Below are 15,552 nucleotides of genomic sequence, written 5' to 3' on the forward strand. Positions count from 1 at the left end.
CTCTTTGCACTTCATTTATTTTTAAGATTACAGAGGTATATGGGGATGACCTCTATAAAGTTCAACTCTTGGACAAAAAAAGGAGCACTAGGCTCCTTTTCTAACTTATCTGATAATTCATTCAGATGCAGCTTTATCTTGACCACTATTTTCGTAAATTAAAATGGGATCTGACTCCCCTTTAATTACAGTCTCGTCAATCACAACCTTGCTAACATCTTCAATCGAAGGAAGCTCATACATGGTTTCAAGGAGCACAGCTTCAACGATAGAGCGAAGTCCACGAGCACCTGTTTTACGTTCCATTGCTTTATGCGCAATCGCTTTTAAAGCATCTTCACGGAATTCAAGCTCAACGCCTTCCATCTTAAATAGCGCACCATACTGTTTTGTTAGCGCATTTTTTGGCTCATTCAGAATTTGTATTAATGCGTCTTCATCTAGCTCAGTTAGCGTAGCAACAACAGGTAGACGACCAATAAACTCAGGAATTAAGCCATATTTAACTAAATCTTCTGGCTCAACGTCTTTAAATGTTTCGCTTAATGAACGTTCACTGTCCGACGCTTTTACTTCTGCACCGAAACCAATACCGGTATTGGTATGACTGCGCTGTTCAATAACCTTATCAAGGCCCGCAAATGCGCCACCACAAATGAATAGAATTTTTGACGTATCTACTTGCAAAAACTCTTGCTGAGGGTGCTTGCGTCCACCTTGCGGAGGAACAGATGCAACTGTACCTTCAATCAATTTCAATAACGCCTGCTGAACACCTTCACCAGATACATCTCGCGTAATTGATGGATTATCAGACTTACGTGAAATTTTATCAATTTCATCGATATAAACGATACCACGCTGCGCTTTTTCAACGTCATAATCACACTTTTGTAAAAGCTTTTGAATGATATTTTCAACGTCTTCGCCAACGTAACCAGCTTCGGTCAAGGTAGTCGCATCAGCCATAGTAAATGGCACGTCCAATAATCTTGCCAAAGTTTCTGCCAGTAATGTTTTACCACTACCTGTTGGGCCAATTAACAGAATGTTACTTTTACCTAGTTCTACGTCTGTTTTGATACCCTGATTCTTGAGTCGCTTGTAATGGTTATAAACCGCTACTGACAACACTTTCTTGGCATGTTCTTGACCGATAACATAGTCATCTAAGTGATTGCGGATCTCTTTAGGCACCGGAAGTTTATCAGACGCATCATGCTGCGGCGCGATATCCTTGATCTCTTCTCTAATGATGTCGTTACACAGTTCGACGCATTCATCACAAATATATACTGATGGACCAGCAATCAATTTGCGTACTTCGTGCTGACTCTTACCACAAAATGAGCAGTACAAGAGCTTGCTATTCTTGTCGCCGTCTGTAGGAGTGTCTGACATTCAACTACCTCTTAAATTTGGTGAGTTATCTCTAATTCGATAACACAATACATGCTTTAACTATACCAAATAAACTTTCAGTTGGCATAACTAAGCTAAAGCAAAGTGGTGCTACTCGGTCAAAAGTAGCTTTTTTTACACCGAAAGTAAGTCAACTTGGACATCCTTAAGATATAGATCCAAGTTTTATTATTTCAAGGTGTAATGTACCACCTTTCTTTAGTTTTTAATCTTTAGCGGCTTGTATGTACCGCGTCAACTAACCCATACTCTACCGCTTCTTGAGCGTTCATAAAGTTATCACGGTCAGTATCATTGGCAACGACATCATACGGTTGACCCGTGTGCTCAGCCATCAACCTATTTAATTTTTCTTTGATTGTTAAGATTTCTTTGGCATGAATCTCGAAGTCAGATGCCTGACCTTGGAAGCCACCTAATGGTTGATGAATCATAACACGAGAGTTTGGTAGACAGTAACGTTTGCCTTTGGCACCACCAGATAACAAAAACGCTCCCATGCTCGCAGCTTGCCCTACGCATACCGTGCTCACGTCTGGCTTGATAAAGTTCATGGTATCGTAGATCGACATGCCCGCGGTTACAGAACCACCTGGGGAGTTGATATACAGGAAAATATCTTTGTCAGGGCTTTCTGACTCTAAAAACAGCATCTGCGCAACAATTAAGTTGGCCATATGATCTTCAACTTGGCCTGTTAAAAAGATAATTCTTTCTTTTAGAAGGCGCGAGTAAATATCGTAAGAACGCTCACCTTTTGCTGTTTGTTCAACAACCATAGGCACTAAGGCGTTTAGCGGGTCTATCATACCGTCATTCATATTATTGGTTCCTTTATATGCGAGGCAGGTTTGCTGCGTCATTCAAGACTCTCTCTTGAACAGACCTTAAATTATTAACTCTAATAACGAAAAAGGCTCGCAGCACTGCATTTAACAGAGCATTACGAGCCATTTAAGCGTTAGCTTAGCTGTAAGTCAATGCTTTCCTCTAAGACGAGGTAAGAAACTTACTCTGCAGCTTGCTGAGGGTTCATGATGTCGTCGAAAGATTGCTCAACATCAGTTACCGTTGCACTTGAAAGTACAGCTTCTACAGCTTGCTCTTCCATTGCAACATTACGCATTTGCTGCATTAATTGATCATTTTCTTTGTAGTAGTTAACTACTTCTGAAGGATCTTCATATGCAGAAGCAACAGTTTCAATTAGTGACTCAACTTTAGCATCGTCAACTTTGATGTCGTTTGCCTTGATCACTTCACCAAGAAGAAGGCCAGTCTTAACACGTGTTACAGCTTGCTCATGGAAAAGCTCAGCTGGTAGCTCTGGCATGTTTTTAGCGTCGCCGCCAAAACGCTGTGCAGCCTGTTGACGAAGTGCATCGATTTCTTGATCGATAAGCGCTTTAGGTACGTCAACTTCGTTTGTGTCTAGTAGACCTTTGATTGCTTGCTCTTTAACCTTTGCTTTTACAGCTTGGTCAAGTTCACGCGTCATGTTTTTCTTAACTTCTTCTTTAAGCGCATCAACACCGCCTTCAGCAACGCCGAATTTAGTTGCGAACTCATCGCTTAGTTCAGGAAGTTCTTGAACTTCTACTTTTTTCACTGTGATAGTGAATTGAGCAGGCTTACCTTTTAGGTTTTCAGCGTGGTACTCTTCAGGGAAAGTTACGTCTGCAACAACTTCTTCGCCTGCTTTTTTACCAACGATACCATCTTCAAAACCTGGGATCATTCGACCTTGGCCAAGCTCTAGAGGGAAGTCTTCAGCTTTGCCGCCTTCAAACTCTTCACCGTCAACTGTACCAAGGAAGTCAACTGTTACACGGTCGCTTTCGCCTGCAGCAGCATCTACTTCAGTCCAAGATGCATGTTGCTTACGAAGTGTTTCTAGCATGTTTGCTAAATCATCTTCAGTCACTGTAACAACTGGCTTTTCAACAGTTACTTTATCTAGATCTTTAAGCTCAACTTCTGGGTAAACTTCAAAAGTTGCTTCAAACTCTAGATCTTTACCAGCTTCTAAAGTTTTTGGCGCGAAGCTTGGAGCACCCGCAGGGTTGATTTTCTCAGAAACAATTGCTTCGATGTAGTTACGCTGCATAAGGTCGCCAGCAACTTCTTGACGAACTGCTGCACCGTAGCGCTTGTTGATCACAGAAACTGGTACTTTACCAGGACGGAAACCGTCAATACGCTGTGTTTTAGACAGTTGTTGTAAGCGTTTTTTTACTTCAGTCTCAACGTTCTCTGCAGGAACGGTGATAGTCAGACGGCGCTCAAGGCCTTGAGTCGTCTCAACAGAAACTTGCATGATATACCTCAATTTTCATTTTTGGCGGCAACGCGCCTTCCTTCACAAACAAGTCGACATTAAAGTGTAATCGGAAACAACGCATTTAATCGCATTCATTCAAAACCAATTACATGTCAGGCTTGCTGCCTGCCCCATCAGGGCACTATGTTAAACATTAGACGCGGCATTATAACCTATAAAACGGGAGAGTCGAGCAATCAGAACAAATAATTGATAGATAAAATAGGAGTAAATTAAAGAGATAAAAAAAATGATGAAATTTATGAGAGGAAGTGGTCGGCGATGCAGGATTTGAACCTGCGACCCCTTGGACCCAAACCAAGTGCGCTACCAAGCTGCGCTAATCGCCGATAATATATATTTTTCAGAAAAGTGGTCGGCGATGCAGGATTTGAACCTGCGACCCCTTGGACCCAAACCAAGTGCGCTACCAAGCTGCGCTAATCGCCGATATATTTTTGAGTGTGTAGATGGGGCGACTGATGGGGCTCGAACCCACGACAACCGGAATCACAATCCAGGGCTCTACCAACTGAGCTACAGCCGCCACTACATACTTGTGGACTTTGTTTAAATGGCGCACCCGGAAGGATTCGAACCTTCGACCCACGGCTTAGAAGGCCGTTGCTCTATCCAGCTGAGCTACGGGCGCAACACAAACAACACTTGTGTGCTATCCACCCACTAACTTTAGAAGAAAGTGGTCGGCGATGCAGGATTTGAACCTGCGACCCCTTGGACCCAAACCAAGTGCGCTACCAAGCTGCGCTAATCGCCGATTTTGTTACTTACTAAGAATGTTTTTGTTTAACACCCCTCGTTGGCAACGGGGTGCATAATAGAGATTTGAGTTGTTGAGGTCAAACATTTTTTTTATAAATTCGTTCAACTGCCTATTTTTGACACAAAAGGGTCAAAAAGCAGCTGAAAAAGCCAAAATTCGCCCAACTTCCGCCGTGACTTATACTAATACACATGCTTAATCTCGGAATCTAACTTGGCTAATTAGCTTAAGTTTGCGAAAATATAGGCAACACCGTTGGTTTATCTATTAATGCAACTCTGTAATTGCTAGATATATCAGCTGTAGTAAAAATTATTACTAGAGTCCCTCTATATAGACTCTATAATCGTTCAAGTAACTAACCCCCATATATAAAGGTCACCCATGACGGCAAACATCATAGATGGCAAAGCAATTGCGAAACAGGTTCGCAATACAGTCGCAACTCGTGTTGAACAGCGCGTAACTCAAGGGCTTAGAGCTCCAGGATTAGCAGTAGTACTTGTCGGACAAGACCCGGCGAGTCAAGTATACGTTGGCTCAAAGCGTAAAGCATGTGAAGAAGTTGGCTTTGTATCAAAATCCTACGACCTACCAAGCGATACAAGCGAAGCACAGTTACTCGAGCTAGTTGATAGCCTAAATACAGATCCAGAAGTAGATGGAATCTTAGTACAGCTACCTTTACCTGAAGGGCTAGATGCAGAGAAAATTCTTGAACGTATTCAACCTCATAAAGATGTTGATGGGTTTCACCCGTACAACGTTGGAAGGTTGGCACAGAGAATGCCTGCGCTGAGACCGTGTACACCGAAAGGTATTATTACATTATTAGAGTCAACAGGCGTCCGTTATAAAGGCATGCATGCCGTTGTTGTTGGTGCATCAAATATCGTTGGTAGACCTATGTCACTAGAGCTATTGCTCGCAGGCTGTACTACAACCGTGTGCCATAAGTTTACACAAGACCTTGAGTCGCATGTTCGCCGTGCCGATTTACTTGTCGTTGCAGTAGGCAAACCGGAATTCATTCCGGGCGAGTGGGTAAAAGAAGGTGCGATTGTTATTGATGTTGGAATTAACCGTTTAGAGTCAGGTAAACTCGTTGGTGATGTGCAGTATGATATCGCAGAACAAAAAGCCAGCTTCATCACTCCTGTTCCTGGAGGTGTCGGTCCAATGACAGTCGCTAGCCTTATAGAAAATACATTAGAAGCTTGCGATAAATATCACAGCTAGTTAACCAATTGGAGCATTCACCTGCTATGGGTGCTCCAGTTGTTCCTCAGTTTCGCCATCCCTGCCCCCTCTATACTCTTTAGCAAGCATTGACTGTAACATGGACATTTGTTTTTCAAATTCCTTTTGTTCTATCGCGCCTGATTCTAATCTATCAACCAGCTCTCTCATTTGGGATTCTATCTCTTTGATTTTTTCTTCATTGACGCCAAGGCGGTTAAACATCATCGTTTGCTGTGCCTTAGCTAAAAAGCTGTCATTCAATCGCGATGTCGAAAGATCTTTTTGCTTCAGTGCTAAAGAAAGCTCCGACTCAACAACTTGGCTACTCATCTCTTTTGCAAACATATGTGTCTGAGTATCTCGCTCTTGGGTCTTTTTTGCGGTGGCAGGCTTATCCGAAAGGCTTTCTGTGTGGTTCATTGCGGATGTTCTGTGTAGCAGCATCATTATCTCCTTTAAACGTCGGCCAGCAATTGCCTACTGCGGCCTTTTCGCCTTGTTTAAAGCAAGTGTCACGCCAATATATAGTCGCTTATCCCTTATTGAATATTTGCTCCTTGTCATAGACAACACTCATGTACGCAACAGGTACATACTGGCTAAGCGTGTACTACTTCAACTGAAAATAAGCAGGCTAACTGAGTCAATCGGCGTCACTGCAAAGACAAAATATGTCATGCTATAGAATAGCAACACCGCACGACACATTTTCGTTTTATTTCGCTTGCACAGCCATGCATTCAATTTCCACCCGAGCACCTAGCGCAAGCCCATTTGTAGCGAAAGCACTGCGAGCTGGATAGGGTTTTGAGAAATACTTCGTATATACCTCATTGAACTTGGGCCACTCTTTGATATCCGCAAGCATAATTGTGCATTTCACAATATCTTTCATCGACAAACCATGTGCTTCTAAGCTTGCTTGGATATTCTCCATAGTCTGTTTGCTTTCACCTTGAATACCGCCTTTCACCAGCTGAGTTGTACCAGGTTGAATACCTATTTGGCCAGATAAGTACACGATATCATTCACCCGGACAGCTTCCGAAAAAGGTAAATTGTGTCCCGCAGGCAGCACGGCATAGGAGTTTAAAAACTCAACCTGACTACCTTTTCCAGATTTGGCATACGACAGCCCCGACAATGCCAATAAAGTTAAAACAAGTATCTTTTCCTTCATCTTCTTTTTCCATAAATTAATGTGATATATATCCAAAATACCACTGTTCATCATAAAACCAAATTGAGTCAGTCACGTTCCCCAAATAACCATACTTGATAATTTTTCATTGGCAATTAAATCGTGCAAATATTAGCCTAAACATGCACCTACAGTACTCTTTTGGAAAAATTACTCTAGAGTGCATATGAAAAGGCGATAACAGCCATAAAAATTGATAAAGGATTAGTTATGAAACTGAATTTAAATAAAAAGAAAGTTAAAACCCTAAGTAACGACAGCCGCGCTCTACCATATGCCCAAACACCTAATATTGCAGGTGGTTATCGCACTAAAACGGGTTGTAATGGCACCACTTACGCATGTCACTCTAATGGCCCCTGCCATACGTATTTTTGCTAATAAAAAAGGAGCACTTAGTGCTCCTTTTTTAAAATGCTTATCGCGCTATTAAGCTTTGCGCCAAGTTGTTTTACCTGCACTGTCTTCAAGTACTACGCCCAGAGCAGTTAATGCATCTCTCGCTTCATCAGCAGCAGCCCAATCTTTATTAGCTCGTGCCGTTTTGCGTTGCTCAATCAAAGCTTCAATTTTAGCGACTTCATCATCGTCTTGTTCGCCTTGTAAGAAACTCTCCGGCATCTGTTGAGCGATACCTAATACTTCAGCTAATTTCACCAAAATATACGCGTGCTCTCCTGCGGCTTTTGCATCTGAATCTTTTAACAAGTTCACTTCTTTCGCCAGCTCAAAAATGACAGGTAAAGCTTCAGGCGTATTAAAGTCATCATTCATAGCGGCTTCAAAACGCTCGGCGTATGCGTTGCCTGTCAGCTCAACTTCCACCAACTCTACACCGCGCAGAGCCGTGTAGATTCGCTCTAAAGAAGAGCGTGCTTGGTCTAAGTTTTCTTGTGAATAATTTAACTGGCTACGATAGTGACCGTTAATAAGGAAATAACGAACAGTCTCTCGGTCATACGCTTTTAATACTTCACGCACAGTAAAGAAATTGCCTAGAGATTTAGACATTTTTTCTTTGTTGACCTGCACCATGCCCGTGTGGATCCATGTATTCACGTAGCAGCCATTATTTGCACAGCAAGACTGCGCAATTTCATTTTCGTGGTGCGGGAACTGTAGATCTGAACCACCACCATGAATATCAAATAAATCGCCTAAGTGCTTCGAGCTCATGGCACTACATTCAATGTGCCAACCAGGTCTGCCTTCTCCCCATGGTGATGTCCAAGATGGTTCGCCCGCCTTAGCTTTTTTCCACAATACAAAATCAAGTGGGTCATCTTTGCCTTCAGCAACTTCAACACGTGCACCTGCTTGCAACATATCTAGGTCTTGTTGCGATAGTTGGCCGTAATCTTTAAACGTTGAAACATCAAATAACACATCGCCGCTTTTTCCAACATAGGCATGCTTTTTAGCAATTAAGCGCTCAATCATTTCAATGATTTCATCCATATGGCCCGTTACTGTCGGCTCAATGTCAGCAGGTAGGATATTTAATGCTTCAAAATCATCGTGCATTGCTTTAGTCATACGCACGGTCAAATCGTTGATCTCTTCATTATTCTCTGCAGCACGCTTGATAATTTTATCGTCTACATCTGTGATGTTACGTACATAAGTAACATCATAACCAAGGTAGCGAAAATAACGGTTGATAACATCAAAAGATACATATGTGCGTGCATGTCCTACATGACAGAAATCATAGATTGTAATACCACACACATACATGCCGACTTTGCCTTCAACAAGCGGTTTAAATTGTGACTTTTGACGTGTCAGTGTGTCGTATATCTGCAACATGTAGTGATTTTCCTAAATTCGAGTTTGAAACCTTTGCATCATATCACTTGAAAAAGCTCGCCACCACTGTAAAAAGGCGAATTTTACCCTATCTAGGTAACAAAAATTAAACAGTAAAACTGTCAAAGTTATTTCAACACTTTGTAGTTCAGCAGATGTACTATAAAATAGCGTTTTAATCTAATTATTGTAATTCAAGGACCCATTATGGTTGTTTTACAAACAAACTTCGGCGAAATCAAAATCGCACTATTTGAAAAAGAAGCACCAGCAACCGTTGCAAACTTCAAAAAATACGTTGAAAGTGGTTTCTACAACGGCACCATCTTTCACCGCGTAATTGATGGTTTCATGATCCAAGGTGGTGGTTTTGAGTCTGGCATGAGCCAAAAAGAAGTTGAGGCGCCAATTCAAAATGAAGCAAACAATGGACTTGCAAACAAAGTTGGTACTCTGGCTATGGCACGTACGCCAGATCCACACTCGGCGACAGCGCAGTTTTTCATTAACGTAAATGACAATGACTTCCTAAACTTCTCTAGCGAGACATCGCAAGGGTGGGGCTATTGCGTTTTTGCCGAAGTCGTTGAAGGTATGGACGTTGTCAACAAGATTAAAGGTGTTGCAACAGGTTCATCGGGTTTTCACCAAGACGTACCACTGGAAGATGTCATCATCGAAAGTGCGTCTATCACTGAATAATCCCGACTTTGCAATTTGAGCGCTGCGGCGCTCTTATTCACACAAGAGACACCATGCGCAAGACCTATTTTATTTCTGATCTCCATCTAACCGAACACCGGCCTGATATCACCAATGCTTTTTATGCTTTCTTGGATACTCACATAGACAGTGATGTGGACGCTTTATATATTTTGGGGGACTTCTTCGAAGTATGGATCGGGGATGATGAAGGCGATCCGCTCGCGTTAGCAATTGCTAAAAAGCTCAAGGCAATCAGTGATAGTAATGTAAGTATTTACTTCATCCACGGTAATCGCGACTTTTTAGTTGGTGAACACTATGCGAAATTATGCGGTATGACGTTGCTGCCAGAACAAGCTGTTATTGATTTGTATGGTACCCCAACGCTTATTCTTCACGGTGACGAAATGTGCACCCAAGACACTGAGTACCAAAAGTTTCGTAAAAAGAGCCGAGGGTGGTGGTGGCCAAGACTCATGCTTTCTATGCCACTTTGGTATCGTCGCAGAGTTGCAAAAAATGCCCGAGCTAAAAGTAAACTCAATCAACAAGGTAAAGCTCCAAGTATTCTTGACGTAACCGATGATGCTGTCACCAATATGTTCGAGAAGTACCATGTTCAACATATGATCCATGGCCATACACATCGACCGAAAGTACACAGAAGTCAAACTAAAACGAGAACGGTTCTGGGAGATTGGTATAGCCAAAGCTCGTATTTACTTGTGACTGAACAGTCTCAGTCCTTGGAGCAACATGAATTTAGCAAGTAAAGTACTGAAGTACTCTACTCACTAACCTTGGTTACCTATGCCGCTTTTGAGAATATTGCCATTGGCGCTGAAATCAATTTATATAAGCTCCAATGAATTGGTTTAGTACGTGATACCGGGTGCGAAAGTAATTGCGCCGCATAATCGTAAGAACCATGTTTGATATGGCGTTTAGCCAAATCACAAATATGCGCACCAACATACTTCAACACCATAGGTTTTAACCGTGCTGTAATCCGCCCTTCAGCCACATCGCACAGTAAACGCTCAGCGAATGGGCACAGCTCTTTTGGCGGTGCTTTATCACATGCACTGTTTTGCGTACCTTGAAAATAAAAGCTCTCTATCAACGGGGAATATGCAATACGAGCGTATAGCGCAAAATTAACATAAAAACTCTGGTCCTCACCCATCCATTCACCGCGAGGAAATCCACCTAAATCTCTAAACGTTGATTTCCTTACGACGATGCTAGACATCGTAAATGGCAAGTCTCCACTTGCTGCTACCTCAAAATAATTATCCATTTCGTAACCATTTGCATCCCATTTGGTTAAGGCTATTTTCGCATCTTGATAATCACTATCACCGTAAACTTTTTGATAGCGCGTTGCATATAGTCCCATTTCAGGGTATTGCTCGATGAGTGCAGCAATACGACTTAAGAAAAAGGGAGACCAAGTATCATCCGCATCTAAAAATGCAATAAACTCATTACTCGCAAGGTTGGCACCGGCATTTCGCGCTTCAGATACACCTTGGTTAACTTGTGTAACCAATTTGATATTCGCGATTTTTAAGCCATTGACAATATCCGCGCTACCATCAGTTGAACCATCATCGATAATGATAATTTCGTCAGCTTGATGGCTTTGAGCAACGACACTGTTTATTGCGCGCTCTATGCAATCACGCTTATTGTACAGAGGGATGACAACTGAGAATTTGATGCTGTTCATATTCATTGCTCCAATTATTCATTGATAAAGCGACCGCTTGCTCTACGGGTAATGTTGGTGAAATACACTGCCCTGAAACGACTTGATTGGTGATATTGATAACGTCTAGAGGTTCATAGCTGTTGGCATCAAATTGATATAAATCTGCCATACCTATTTGATTCGACCACTGCTTACATTTGCTATGGTATTGCAAACTGATAAAGGGGGTATTAACCATGTAAGCATACACAGCAGCGTGCAACCTCATTCCTATCACAGCTTTAAACATCGCCATACTTTGCAATAGACGCAACGGGTTCACCGTGTAACGAATGCGTTTTACCGGCACATAGCTAGGTATCTTGCGTAAGATTTGTTCGTGAACATTGTTATCACCCAAGGTGCCATGGTCATTAAAATCGACCAAGTAAACATCTTCACGTGTCATCTCCCATATGGCTGTGACCAACTTGACTGCCTTTCGTATCCTAGCCCGCTCGCTGACAACATCAGCTTCACCAAATGCATTGATAGCCTGCTGGCAAAAATTAAAAGCAACTCCCCGACGCTCGATAGATTGAATCGCATTGCCGAAGTAATGTAGAAGTGAAGGCGCTAAATCAAATGTCTGAGCGATATTCGCAGTAGGTGCAATCGACTTAGCAATATCTAAGCTTTGTGCATCGCGGACTCCGATAAAATGACATTTGTTTAAAAACTTCGCGCACTGTTTTTCATCTGCCGTCGTCTTAAATGCCTCAATCCCAACGCCCACGGCATAACTCGACTCTTTACCGCAGAGCGAAATCATATGACATTTTTGTGCGATATCTCGACTTGAGTGCAGTACTGAGCCACCTCCAAATACAATTTTCTTCGCGCCATAAGCTCTTTGATAATGGGTCAATCTTTGATGACCTCGAAATAACATAGGGGCTTGGCCTTGCACATCAAGTTGCCTAACCAGACCATATTGATTACTCGCATTAACCGCAATATTGCTGCTGCCAAATGCTCTTTTGGCCCCCTCAATGCTTGCTAACATCAGCGCATCGTCTCCGCTGTTGCGCATGCCGTAGTAACCAACAACATAGGTGTCGTGTTTGCTCTGCATGTGTTACTCCCAACTCTGTGTATATAACTAGATATTGCAGGTGCTATGCCAAAACAAAATAAAAAATATAAACATTAATAATCAATAAGTTAAAACAAAGAGGTATTAAATTTTAGGGGTTTTCAATATGAAAATTTGCAGAACGAAATTGCAATATGCAGGGATTTTTAAAATAAAAAAGCCAGTAAACGTCTTACTGGCTGGGTAAAGTGAAGGGATTGAAATTTAATATGCACCTTTTGCACCTACTACGCATGGTACCGTTTTTAGTAAAATCTTAACGTCGCTCATGATGCTCTGTTCAACAATATACTGTTCGTCTAATTGCACTTGCTGCTCAAACGTCGTATCCGCACGACCTGTTACTTGCCAAAGACCTGTTAAACCTTGCTCTGAGTTTAAGCGCGACAGTTGTGCTGGTTTGTATTGTGCCACTTCCATTTCTAGAGCAGGTCTTGGGCCGATCAACATCATGTCGCCTCTTACTACATTCAGTAACTGTGGTAGCTCATCAATCGAATATTTACGAATGAAGCGGCCGATGCAAGTAATACGAGGGTCATGAATGTACTTTTGACATACCCCCTCTCTAGCACTGTCTTTTTGATCAGGCGCTTGGAAACGCGGGTCGTCTTGCATATACATTGAACGGAACTTGTACATAGTGAAACGACGACCAAATTTACCCACTCTAGTTTGACGAAATACTACAGGGCCTTTGCTTTCTAGTTTGATTGCTAACATCAGTAGCAATAGCAGAGGGCTAATAGCCAATAAACCGAGTGCAGCAACCGTTCTTTGGAACCACACTGGAATGCCATGGTGAACACCGTCAATATGGTGCTTAGTTACTTTGTTCGCAGCTTGAGCTGATGCAGTTGTCACGTTTGTCGCAATTTTAGTTGTGATATCCATGATTAAAGCCCTCTGATAGATTGTTTTAAAATGAAAACTCGGAATAAGAACACTGGGTTGCCAATGACATAGCGATTGAACTTGGTTTTAGGTTCTTGCATTAAGCGCCAAACCCACTCTAAGCCCAATTCACGCATCCAGAGCGGCGCTCTTGGTATTGCCCCAGAAAAGAAGTCAAATAAGCCACCTACTGCCAATGCACACTGGCAATTTAAACGATGTTTGTTTTTAGCAAGCCATAGCTCCTGGCGAGGTGAGCCAAGAGCCACCAGCAAAATAGTCGCTCCGCTTTGATTTATTTGCTCGATAATGTCGTCATCACTGTTAAAATACCCGTGATGCGCGCCGCGAATGTCTAAGCCTACATATTGTTTTTGCAATGACTCACCTGCTTTTTGGGCAACACCTTCTTTTGCGCCTAGCAAAAAGAAAGACTGTTTTGTCTGTACAGCTTGCTCGCATAGTAGGGGCAGCATATCTGTGCCGTTGATGTTGTCCGCCAAATCGATGCCTGAATGCTGCGCTGCGATCCGCATGCCTGATCCGTCTACGAAGTTCTTGTCACTGCCGCAAAGTGTACTGTGTAGTTCGATGTTGTTAGCCGCTAAATTGATTGAGTTAACGTTGAGGAAGTATCCAACACGACATTTTGTCTGTGACTGTTCATTTTGACATACCCAATCAATTGCATCGTGCATCTTGGTGTTGGCGAACGGTATACCAAACATGTGGCTTTCCGCCTGTTTGCTACCGCCTTTTTTGTAGAGCGTTTTGCACATAACTAGCTTCATAACCATCAATGCATCTTGAATACAATTTTGCTGCGTTTGGGCCTCAAGCAGCGTTAGCTCATCACTCACAACTAGACCTGTGGCATTATGTAGCTGCAAACAATCATATAACCCGGCTTTCTCGCACGGCGATTTAAACCGTTTCACGTTTGGAATTGATGTTGTGCCGCGAATAATGGGCGTGCCCACAAAATGAACTTGGCCCAACGCAACATTAATTAAATTAGCGCTTGATTTGAAAAGGCCAACTTGCCAGCGATAAAGCGCTACTACATCTCCGCCGACATCTATCCAGTTTTCACTTTTGAGTGGTGCTTTAAAAAAAAGCACTGCAAGTAGTGTGTTCAGTAAATACAGTGGTAATAAAGCGACCATCAAAACCAATGCAAACGTAGATCTAATTGCAGTACGTGTTGCACTTGTTTTGCCTGTCGATGCAGTTGTATATTTTTTGGTCTGAGCAGCCATGTTACTACCTCCATAATCTTTGATGTAGAGGTAATTGCGAGGACTGTGCCAAATGAAATGAAAAATTTAAAGTGTTGAATTAAATAAATTTAATCTCATTTTACAATTTTCTATTGAATAGAGTTTTTTAATTTGCAAAGCACAACGAGAAGTCATTTTTAATATAAAAAACACGAACCGGCTTACAGCTACACTTCTTAGTTACTTACTAAATTGCGGATAAATACGACGTACTCTGTTAAATAGCGCCGGCAATTTACGATTAACGACTGAGAGTTTTTTGCCTTGTTGCAGGGTATCATTGAGATCGCACTTAAGAAGCATCTTACTCACTTTAAAAATGATTTTATGGACCATTTTATCAAAAAAGCTATTTTTCAAAGGGCCATAATTAAAGTGACGGATATAATCCTTCATGTCTTTCGAGTGCGTATTATTCCATTTATCAGAAATCAACTGAAACCCAGAGGAGCTTTTCGCAAAGTGCGCCACATGGCCATTTTCTCCCCAGCCAATCCCTTGCGACTCTGCTACTGGGGTTTCAATCGCACCAAGTACTTGTTCAAACCATTTTATCGCTGCCGGTGTATTACGTACTAACATCACACCGGAATTAATTTCTCCACTAAAACCATGAGCCATATAAATGAACTTACCTGCCACGAAAAGCGATCCTAATTGTGGGCAATCGTCTTGTATGAATGCATCAGCATCAACAAACAGCACATTATTATAACCAGCTTGCAACGCTGCTTTTAATAGTAAAAGCTTAAGCCAGCAGCACTCTACCCCTAACGAGGTAAATAGTGGGCGAGTGATGACCACATAGTCATAGCCCATTTTTTTTGCGTATTGCTTTTGGCTTTTTATACAGTGGCTATAACGCCATTGGTAGCCATTTAATGCAACGCTAAATACCAGAGTCTCACTTTTATTCTTTATCACTTACTACTCCTTAATATGATTTCGCGCTTTTTTAAAATAAAGCAAACTCAGCCTTAGTTTGCATAAAAAATATTTTTTTCATTTTAAAAAATCTAAAAAATATGCATATGAATTTGCAAAAA

The 15,552-nt window shown here is 41.9% G+C and carries 15 protein-coding genes and 5 tRNA genes; 4 read left to right on the forward strand and 16 right to left on the reverse strand.

The window, feature by feature from the left end; genetic code table 11:
* Positions 1-117 precede the first annotated feature (117 nt).
* From clpX to QNM18_RS06615, 8 genes are all read right to left on the reverse strand, one after another.
* Positions 118-1,401, reverse strand: a complete 1,284-nt coding sequence (gene clpX / locus QNM18_RS06580) for an ATP-dependent protease ATP-binding subunit ClpX (RefSeq protein ID WP_023397163.1) — start codon at positions 1,399-1,401, stop codon at positions 118-120.
* Positions 1,402-1,634: 233 nt separating this feature from the next.
* Positions 1,635-2,243, reverse strand: coding sequence for an ATP-dependent Clp endopeptidase proteolytic subunit ClpP (clpP, locus tag QNM18_RS06585; protein WP_023397164.1), 609 nt, complete (start codon positions 2,241-2,243; stop codon positions 1,635-1,637).
* A gap of 188 nt (positions 2,244-2,431) precedes the next feature.
* Positions 2,432-3,739 (reverse strand): trigger factor, encoded by a 1,308-nt coding sequence (gene tig / locus QNM18_RS06590; protein WP_284136707.1) that lies wholly within the window; start codon positions 3,737-3,739, stop codon positions 2,432-2,434.
* Between the two features lie 276 nt (positions 3,740-4,015).
* Positions 4,016-4,092, reverse strand: a tRNA-Pro gene (locus tag QNM18_RS06595).
* Positions 4,093-4,115: 23 nt separating this feature from the next.
* Positions 4,116-4,192, reverse strand: a tRNA-Pro gene (locus QNM18_RS06600).
* Positions 4,193-4,213: 21 nt separating this feature from the next.
* Positions 4,214-4,289 (reverse strand) — tRNA-His (locus QNM18_RS06605).
* 28 nt (positions 4,290-4,317) lie between these two features.
* Positions 4,318-4,394, reverse strand: a tRNA-Arg gene (locus tag QNM18_RS06610).
* Between the two features lie 49 nt (positions 4,395-4,443).
* A tRNA-Pro gene (locus QNM18_RS06615) sits at positions 4,444-4,520 on the reverse strand.
* Between the two features lie 390 nt (positions 4,521-4,910).
* Here QNM18_RS06615 and folD point away from each other — a divergent pair.
* Complete coding sequence (folD, locus tag QNM18_RS06620; protein ID WP_211009829.1) at positions 4,911-5,765, forward strand: bifunctional methylenetetrahydrofolate dehydrogenase/methenyltetrahydrofolate cyclohydrolase FolD; 855 nt, start codon at positions 4,911-4,913, stop codon at positions 5,763-5,765.
* A 24-nt stretch (positions 5,766-5,789) separates the two neighbouring features.
* On the opposite strand, the gene QNM18_RS06625 is transcribed toward folD, so the two are convergent.
* Positions 5,790-6,215: a hypothetical protein gene (locus QNM18_RS06625; protein WP_211009830.1), complete on the reverse strand. Its 426-nt coding sequence runs from the start codon at positions 6,213-6,215 to the stop codon at positions 5,790-5,792.
* Positions 6,216-6,483: 268 nt separating this feature from the next.
* Entirely contained in the window at positions 6,484-6,948 is a 465-nt protein-coding gene (locus QNM18_RS06630) for a RidA family protein (RefSeq protein ID WP_284136708.1), read from the reverse strand.
* Positions 6,949-7,179: 231 nt separating this feature from the next.
* Between QNM18_RS06630 and QNM18_RS06635 the strand changes: the two genes are divergently transcribed.
* A complete protein-coding gene (locus QNM18_RS06635) occupies positions 7,180-7,350 on the forward strand; it encodes a hypothetical protein (protein WP_211009832.1) in 171 nt (56 codons plus the stop codon).
* A gap of 48 nt (positions 7,351-7,398) precedes the next feature.
* Here QNM18_RS06635 and cysS read toward each other — a convergent pair whose 3' ends face one another.
* Complete coding sequence (gene cysS, locus QNM18_RS06640; protein WP_284136709.1) at positions 7,399-8,778, reverse strand: cysteine--tRNA ligase; 1,380 nt, start codon at positions 8,776-8,778, stop codon at positions 7,399-7,401.
* Between the two features lie 207 nt (positions 8,779-8,985).
* Between cysS and QNM18_RS06645 the strand changes: the two genes are divergently transcribed.
* Positions 8,986-9,480: a peptidylprolyl isomerase gene (locus QNM18_RS06645; protein WP_284136710.1), complete on the forward strand. Its 495-nt coding sequence runs from the start codon at positions 8,986-8,988 to the stop codon at positions 9,478-9,480.
* Between the two features lie 53 nt (positions 9,481-9,533).
* The gene (locus QNM18_RS06650) at positions 9,534-10,256 is read left to right on the forward strand and encodes a UDP-2,3-diacylglucosamine diphosphatase (RefSeq protein WP_211009835.1); all 723 of its coding nucleotides are present in this window, start codon (positions 9,534-9,536) and stop codon (positions 10,254-10,256) included.
* Between the two features lie 35 nt (positions 10,257-10,291).
* Here QNM18_RS06650 and QNM18_RS06655 read toward each other — a convergent pair whose 3' ends face one another.
* The 5 genes from QNM18_RS06655 to QNM18_RS06675 all read right to left on the reverse strand — a co-directional run bounded on the left by QNM18_RS06655 (position 10,292) and on the right by QNM18_RS06675 (position 15,430).
* On the reverse strand, positions 10,292-11,215 hold the full coding sequence (locus QNM18_RS06655) for a glycosyltransferase family 2 protein (RefSeq protein WP_211009836.1): 924 nt from the start codon (positions 11,213-11,215) through the stop codon (positions 10,292-10,294).
* Positions 11,172-12,311, reverse strand: a complete 1,140-nt coding sequence (locus tag QNM18_RS06660; protein WP_211009837.1) for a polysaccharide pyruvyl transferase family protein — start codon at positions 12,309-12,311, stop codon at positions 11,172-11,174. The genes QNM18_RS06655 and QNM18_RS06660 overlap by 44 nt, the downstream gene beginning before the upstream one ends.
* Positions 12,312-12,536: 225 nt before the next feature.
* Positions 12,537-13,226, reverse strand: coding sequence for a sugar transferase (locus tag QNM18_RS06665; protein WP_211009838.1), 690 nt, complete (start codon positions 13,224-13,226; stop codon positions 12,537-12,539).
* 2 nt (positions 13,227-13,228) lie between these two features.
* A complete protein-coding gene (locus QNM18_RS06670; protein ID WP_284136711.1) occupies positions 13,229-14,485 on the reverse strand; it encodes a WecB/TagA/CpsF family glycosyltransferase in 1,257 nt (418 codons plus the stop codon).
* A 201-nt stretch (positions 14,486-14,686) separates the two neighbouring features.
* A complete protein-coding gene (locus QNM18_RS06675) occupies positions 14,687-15,430 on the reverse strand; it encodes a putative nucleotide-diphospho-sugar transferase (RefSeq protein ID WP_284136712.1) in 744 nt (247 codons plus the stop codon).
* Positions 15,431-15,552 lie beyond the last annotated feature (122 nt).

The sequence above is a fragment of the Pseudoalteromonas obscura genome, from assembly GCF_030135505.1.
Lineage (GTDB): Bacteria > Pseudomonadota > Gammaproteobacteria > Enterobacterales > Alteromonadaceae > Pseudoalteromonas > Pseudoalteromonas obscura.

Coding starts and splice junctions, on each gene's coding strand:
- QNM18_RS06635 (WP_211009832.1), top strand. CDS start 7,180: ATGAAACTGAATTTAAATAAAAAGAAAGTTAAAACCCTAAGTAACGAC.
- cysS (WP_284136709.1), bottom strand. CDS start 8,778: ATGTTGCAGATATACGACACACTGACACGTCAAAAGTCACAATTTAAA.
- QNM18_RS06650 (WP_211009835.1), top strand. CDS start 9,534: ATGCGCAAGACCTATTTTATTTCTGATCTCCATCTAACCGAACACCGG.
- QNM18_RS06660 (WP_211009837.1), bottom strand. CDS start 12,311: ATGCAGAGCAAACACGACACCTATGTTGTTGGTTACTACGGCATGCGC.
- QNM18_RS06655 (WP_211009836.1), bottom strand. CDS start 11,215: ATGAACAGCATCAAATTCTCAGTTGTCATCCCTCTGTACAATAAGCGT.
- clpX (WP_023397163.1), bottom strand. CDS start 1,401: ATGTCAGACACTCCTACAGACGGCGACAAGAATAGCAAGCTCTTGTAC.
- QNM18_RS06670 (WP_284136711.1), bottom strand. CDS start 14,485: ATGGCTGCTCAGACCAAAAAATATACAACTGCATCGACAGGCAAAACA.
- QNM18_RS06630 (WP_284136708.1), bottom strand. CDS start 6,948: ATGAAGGAAAAGATACTTGTTTTAACTTTATTGGCATTGTCGGGGCTG.
- clpP (WP_023397164.1), bottom strand. CDS start 2,243: ATGAATGACGGTATGATAGACCCGCTAAACGCCTTAGTGCCTATGGTT.
- QNM18_RS06625 (WP_211009830.1), bottom strand. CDS start 6,215: ATGATGCTGCTACACAGAACATCCGCAATGAACCACACAGAAAGCCTT.
- folD (WP_211009829.1), top strand. CDS start 4,911: ATGACGGCAAACATCATAGATGGCAAAGCAATTGCGAAACAGGTTCGC.
- tig (WP_284136707.1), bottom strand. CDS start 3,739: ATGCAAGTTTCTGTTGAGACGACTCAAGGCCTTGAGCGCCGTCTGACT.
- QNM18_RS06645 (WP_284136710.1), top strand. CDS start 8,986: ATGGTTGTTTTACAAACAAACTTCGGCGAAATCAAAATCGCACTATTT.
- QNM18_RS06665 (WP_211009838.1), bottom strand. CDS start 13,226: ATGGATATCACAACTAAAATTGCGACAAACGTGACAACTGCATCAGCT.